Source organism: Poseidonibacter sp., from assembly GCF_041821165.1.
Taxonomy (GTDB): Bacteria; Campylobacterota; Campylobacteria; order Campylobacterales; family Arcobacteraceae; genus Poseidonibacter.
On sequence record NZ_JBGUES010000032.1, the window covers coordinates 10,891 to 18,740 of the forward strand.

A 7,850-nucleotide genomic window follows, 5' to 3' on the forward strand; every position below is an offset into this window, starting at 1 on the left:
ATGATACAACAGAAGATGATAACTTCGAGTTATTAACTACAACAGATACAGCAACAGTAACAGTAGAAGATACAATTGATACTGTATATGTACAATTAGCTACAAATGCAAGTGCTTATGAAGCTGAAGGTGCATTATTAACACATACTCTTTCACTTGTAGATAAAGATGATAATCCTACTATTCTTGCTGATGGTGAAACTATTACTGTTAAACTAGCTTATTCGGATACTGATACAGCATTAAATTCTGATTTTAATCCAGATAGATTAGAATATGTGACAATTACTGGAGATGGGACAAGCAGTAGCTTTGATTTTTCTAACATTATTACAGATGACTCATTAAATGAGGGTGTTGAAAGTTATGATGTTAAAATTGATAGTATTGTAGGAGATAGTGATTATTTTGAAAACTTAGCTATCGCAGATATTGCAAATGGAGCAAAGACTACAGTAAATGGTGCAACTGGTACTATAAATGAAGAAGTTAACTTAAGAGATGAAGTAGAAACTGTAGTTGAAGGTGCTGCTTTAATTTCAAGTGATACAGAATCATTAAACCTGTTAGAAAATGATGAAACAGGTATCGATGGCAAAATAGTAAGTTTTGATTACAAAGATGAGTTTGGGAATACTCAGTCAGTTGATTTAGTTGCTGGGATTGCAACAGTAGATACTCAATATGGTAATGTTACTATCAATGAAGATGGAAATTGGAGTTTTACTCCAGATACTACTGAAGATAACCTATCTGGAGTTGAAGATATAATCACATATACAGTTTCTGATGGTACGAATACAGATACTGCAAACTTCACAGTAACTGTGACTGATACTAATCCCTCTGCAACTGTATCAAATAGCGTTTTAAATGAAAATGATTTAGTTAATGGTAGTGATTTAGACAAAGAGAGTCTTATTGCAGAACAAACTTTAACTATTACTAAGAGTCAAGATGATATTGATGATATTACTTTTGATGCAACAACTATTACAGGACTTGAAGCTCTTAACTTGACATCAAGTGGTGAAACTATTACTTATGTATTAAGTAGTGATGGTCATACTATTACTGCAAATAATGGAATTGATGATGTATTTACAATTGATTTACAAAATACAGATGATATAAGTGGTGCAACACAAAAATATAAATTTGAACTACTAGGTACGATTGATCATCCAGATGCTAATGGAGATAATTCTATAGAATTACCATTTAGTTTTAATATTTCAGATACTGATTCTAGTGTTGCTGGAAGTGTATTTAATGTTACAATTATAGATGATCAACCAATTGCAAATTCAGAAGCTAAACTTTCTGTTGTTGAAGGTGGTGTTGTTCTCGCAAATACAGTTAATTTATTAGATAACGATGTAAAAGGTGCTGATGGAGTTACTAGTATTACAGGATTTACATATACTAATGAGAGTGACGAAGTAGTTGCAGGAACACTAGGAACACAAGTAGATACTAAATACGGTTTACTTACAGTAAACAGTGATGGTACATGGGACTATACTTCTGATGGAAGTGTAAAAAATCCAAATGGTACAGATGCTGTTACAGATAAATTTACTTATACTATAACTGATTTTGATGGTGATACATCAAGTGCAGTACAACTTATAGATGTAACTGATGGAGCTAATCCTACTATTGACCCAGCTAATTTAACTATTACTGAAGTAACTCTAGGAAGTGAACCAACTCTTACTCCTTTTACAAGTGAAAATAATCTTTTAAATGTAGCAAAGGGTAGTGATGAAATTGCAGATACAAAATTTGCTGATGAAAATATTACAACTTTAACTGACCTTGGTATTACATCTGATGGAGAAGCTTTAGTTTATGTATTATCAGCAGATAAACACACTATAACGGCTACAAAAGAGACAAGTGGAGAAGAAGTTTTAAAAATAGTTATTACTGATGCTAATTCAACAGATGCGAAATATGACTTTACTCTTTCTTTACCAATTGACCATACTCAACCAACAAATGACACAGAATTGTCATTGCCATTTAGTGTGTATACAGTTGATACTGATGATAATGCAATTGTAGATGGAGATGATGATGCAAGTGGTACTTTTGAAGTTACTATAGAAGATTCTACACCAAATGCTGATGATACAGAAATCATTACAAACGAAGATACATCTAAAACTATTCGTATAAGTCAAGAGTCATTATATGAACTAAAAATTACTCCAACTAATGGTATTGAAGTAACAGTAGCTGTGGGAGATGCAAATAAAACGGATATATATGATGCTAATGGTTTAGATGTAATAGGTACTCTTACAAATAATGGTGATGGTACAGTTACTTTTACACCAGTAGAAGATTATAGTAACTATAATGCTAATCCAACTTTTACATACAAAGTAACAGATGTTGATGGAGATGAAGCAGAAGCAACAGTAAGTATTACTGTTAATCCAATTGCAGATGCACCTACTATAGTAACAAGTGATGTTGCAACAACTGAAGATAATATTAATACACAAGAGGGAACTAATGCCTTATCTCTTGAATTGACATTACCAAGTTTAAGTAAAGACCAAACTGATGAAAATACTACAGCAACTGGAGATAATTCTGAAAAACTAGGCTATATAACATTAGGTTTTACTAATGCTAGTGCTGTTACAGGTGCTACTTTAGTTAATGGAAGTGAAACTTATGATATAGATAGTACGAATACATCTTATAAAATTGTAATTGTTAATGATGATGGTACTTTAGATACAAATTATCATTATTCTGGATTAGATATAACGGGAGACGATGTTATTGCTTTAACTGCAACAGAATATGCATCGTTAGAAATAATCCATACAGAAGATAATGCTACAAATATAGATATCAATATCTCTACAACATCTTATGAAGTTAATGATGCGGGAGAACCTTTAGGAACAACTGCTGATTTAACTGAAACTACAAGTGAAAATATGACTGTAGATATCTTAGCTGTAACAGATGATATCTCTTTAGCATGGAATGATACAACAGGAACTTTAGGAACTAATGATGGTAGTACATTTACATTTACTGAAGTAGATGAAGGTGGTGAAACTATCAATTTAACTTCACTTCTTACAAAAACAAGTGGTTTAGAAACTGATAGCGATGGAGATTTAGATGGTTCTGAAGAAAGAAGTTACACTATAAGTGGTATCCCGGAAGGAACTATCGTAACTCTTGGAGAAACAAGTGAAATTGCTGGAAGTGATGGGACAGTTACTATTGATTTCCCTGATAATACAGTTGAAGATCCAGAATTTACTATTACTGTATCAGAACAATATAGTGGAGAGATTAGTGGAACAATTACTTTAAATGTAACAGATACGGATGCTGATTCAACTGGAACAATTGAAACTAAAAGTGCTTCAGTTAATTTTGAAATGACTGTAAACCCTGTTGCAGATGATGTAACATTAAATGTAGCACAAGCAGTGGTAAATGAAGATAACACTATCTCACTTAATATAAATGCAATATCTAATGATAATAAAGATATTGGCACAAATGCAAAAGAAACATACAATGTAACAATTTCTGATATACCAGATGGTTCAGTAATAACATATAATGGAGAGGTATTAGTTATATCAAGTGGTTCAGTATCTATAGTAGATTTTGACAATGATGCTCCTCTTACAATTACACCACCTGAAAATAGTGATGTAGATTTTGACTTAACAGTATCAGCTGTTGCACAAGATGGTCTTGAGATAAGTAATCCTCCTGTAGTATTAAAATTAAGTGTAATAGTAAATGATAGTGCAGATAGTGTGGATACAATAGTATTAAATAAAGTTGATTCATCTGGTGCAGATGATGTTAATGGAGCTTATCAAGTAGTTACTACTGAAGATACACCTGCATCTTTAGATGGTATTTTTAAAAGTATAACATTAGAAGATACTGATGGTTCAGAAAGTTTAAGTTTAATTATTACTGGACTTGCTGAAGGTTTCGATATTGAAGGTGCTACTTATTTAAGTGGAGAAGGTGAAAATAGAGTATGGGTTGTTTCAGAAGATGGTTTAAATAGTGTAACAGTTAGTACACCTGATAATTATAGTGGTGAAGTTGATTTAAATATTGGATATGTTACAACTGAAAATGCAGGAGATAGTGCAGTAGATGGAACGTTAACACCTATTAAAATATTAGTTACACCAGATGCAGCTGATACGACTATTACAAATAGCATGAATATAAATGAAGATGCATTAACAGCTATTAATTTTGCTATTGCAACTACTACTGATGGTAGTGAAAGTCTACAAAGTATTACTATTGATGCTTCAAGTATTGGAGATGATTTTACTCTTTATTACAAAAATAGTGATGGTACTTTCTCTGAAATTACATCTGATACTACTTATACAGATGGTGATTGGGAAAATGTTTATGCACAATTTAATTCAGATTTAGGAACATCATCAAATAATACATTTGATTTTGACTATACTATTTTAGATACTACTGATGGAACTTTAACAAGTGGTGAGATTATAACAAATACGTCTACATCAAGTGATACATATACTATAAACTTATCTTCAGTAACTGATGACATTTCTATTGATGTAACTGGAACTGATAAGATAACAGCTGGAAATGCAACAATTACAACAGATGAGGGAACAGATGGTAAAGAAGTAGTAACTATAAGTACTAAAGGAATATTTACAGTAGATGTAGATATTACTGCTTTAGCTTCAGATGGTACAAATCCTGATGGCTCTAATGATATTTCAAAAGATACGGACGGTTCAGAAACAATCTCTTACCTTCAAATAGATGGTGTACCAGATGGTATCAGCGTAGATGGTGGAACTTACGGTGTTGTTGCTGGTGCAAATGTTTGGTTTGTCCCTGTATCTGATTCTTTAGATGCTGAAACAATTACAAAACAACTAGAATTTAAAGTAGATGAATTAGTAAGTGATGTTGATAATGAAGAATATAATATCACTATAACAGCTTTCAATCAAGATGGTGCGGAAACAGCTATTACTCAAGCTAGTACAGAAATTGTATTTATTGATGCTATTGGTGGAACTGGTACAGGCACAGGGGAAATTGAAACTGTAATTGCATCTATGGAAATAAAAGAGTTTGATGTAGTAGAAGATACTACATTTACTCTAAACGATATTATCACTATTAATCCTGATGATAACAGAACTGACGAAGCTTATTCAATTACTTTTAAATCTTTAGAAAATGTAACTGTAACAGGAGACAATTTATACTCTTATGTTGATGAAAATGGTGATACGAATTATGTGTTAAATATTGCATCTCAATCAGATATTGAAACTGCATTAGAAAGTGTTGTATTTACGCCAACAGAAAATTTCAATGAAAACAATGATGCTGGAGCTGCCGTAGAAATTGGAAATATAAATATGACAGCATATGTTCCCGATAATTCAAGTATAACACCTGCAGAATCTACTGGAGCATATATAGATGCAGATGTTACTCCTGTAACTGATGCTCCGACATTAAGTATAACACTTAGTGATATTGATGAAGACAACACAGTTGAGACATTTGATATAGTAATTGGTACTGTTGATGATCCTGATTACAGTGTAGTTGATAATGTGACTATGACACTAGATGAGACAGGTGAAATTAGTGGTGGAACATTAACATTAAGTGATGGCTCAATAATACCAGTTACAGGGGGAACACCTATTGAAATTCCTGCTAATTTATTAACAGGTATTACTTTTACTCCAAATGTAAATGAAAGTGGAGAAGCTATCTTTGCATATAGTGCAACTACACAAGAAACGGGTGCAACTAATACAGAAACTGCAATAGGAAGTTTAACAATTGATATTAACCCAGTAGTTGATGGTTTAGATTTAACAGATTTAGCTGCAAATGGAACAGAATATACTACAGTAGCTGGAGCTGAAAGCGGAGATGAGTACCTTGAATTAAAAATAGGTACTGAAAGTTTATCTACGGCTACACTTATTGATACAGACGATTCAGAAGAAGTTGTTAGTATTCTAATTGATGATTTACCAGTAGGATTTACTGTTTATTATAGTACAGATGGTGGTACTACTATGACAATGGCAACAAATGCAGGTGCTAATGGTACAGATACAACTTTAGATGCTGAAACTGTAGATAATAATACATGGAGTATTCCTGTGACTAGTACTGGAACATTACCAAATATCTATGTAAAAGCACCAGAAAACTGGTCTGGAACTTTATCGGATATCAATCTTAAAACAACTGTTACAGATGGTGCAGAAGAAGAAATAATCGAGAATACTTTTGACTTAACTGTAGCTGCAGTTGCAAGTGATATCACTATTAATGCAACAGATGTTATAGGTGATGCATATGAATGGAGTTCTGTAAATTTAAATGCAAATGTAGTTGATACAGATGGTAGTGAAACTGCTACAATAACATTAACTGCGGATGCAAGTAGTGATGCTCTTGATGATGCTGCTAGATTTAGATTGAGTGATGGAACAGTTTTAAGTAATACTCAAGCAACATTTGCTGCTGGAGTTTGGACTATAACAGGAATTTCAACTGCAGAGTTAGCAGATCTTGAAATATTATATCATGATTATACAGGTACAATTGATGTTAGCATACAAACTATTGATGGTACAGATACTAGGATTACAGAAGATTCATTTGACTTAAGAATAACTCCATCACATGATATTGATTTAAGTAGTGAAACTACTAATATGGATATTATTGCAACAGATGGTGCTTACCAAGATACTATCACAAGTGGTAGTGGAGACGATTATATTGATTCAGGTGCAGCACGTGACGTTATCGATGCAGGTGCGGGGAATGACACTATAGATGGTGGTGAAGGTAATGATATTATTGCAACTGATGGTAATGACACTATTGATGGTGGTATAGGCTTTGATACTCTTATATTAGACGAAGGAATAAGCTTAAACTTTAATAATGTACAAAATCTTTCAAATATTGAAGAAATAGATTTAAGCCAAACTGGAGCTAATTCACTTTTAAATTTATCTTTACAAGATGTTATAGATATGACAGATGGAGATAATGTACTTAAAATTACTGGTGATAGTGATGATTCTGTTTCATTTAAAAATGGAACAGGTGATGACACTTGGTCAACAACTTCTACAGTTACAGAAGATGGTAAAACATTTGATGTATATACTAATACTGATGATAACTCTGTTCAAGTTAAAGTTGAACAAGTAGTCTCAGATGGTATAACTAACTAATAATAAAAAAGAAAAGAGATAAATTTATTTATCTCTTTCGTTATTTTGATACAATTTCATTATGAAAGCTTTACTAATTATCTTATTTCTTATCTTTACAAGTTACTCATCTAACTTTTCAAGTTCAAATCTTATACAAAAAGTAGAAAAGAAATACAATCGATTTGCAAAAAATAGATTTATTGCATTAAATAAATTATTAAAAAAATTACAGAAAAGTAATACAAAGAAAAAACTTGAAAAAATTAATGATTTCTTTAATTCAGTTAGATATAAAAGTGATAAATCAATTTATGGTGTTAGTGACTATTGGGCAAGTCCTATTGAGTTTCTATCACGAGATAAAGGTGATTGTGAGGATTATGTAATTGCTAAATATTTTGCTTTAAAACATTTGGGAATTCCAACTTCAAAGATGTTTCTAAGTTATGTAAGATTACAAAGATCTAGTGAAGCACATATGGTATTATCTTACTATGAAACTCCAAATTCAGAACCTCTAATTTTAGATAATATTAGACGAATAATCTATCCTGCTTCAAAAAGAACTGACTT

The 7,850-nt window shown here is 31.9% G+C and carries 2 protein-coding genes; both read left to right on the forward strand.

Translation table 11 applies throughout. The features are described 5' to 3' along the window. The coding region (locus tag ACERKK_RS04480) for a cadherin-like domain-containing protein (RefSeq protein WP_373771881.1) at positions 1 to 7,295 on the forward strand (7,295 nt) is incomplete at its 5' end. Between the two features lie 61 nt (positions 7,296 to 7,356). Beyond that, a partial coding sequence (locus ACERKK_RS04485; protein WP_373771882.1) for a transglutaminase-like cysteine peptidase occupies positions 7,357 to 7,850 on the forward strand: 494 nt, incomplete at its 3' end.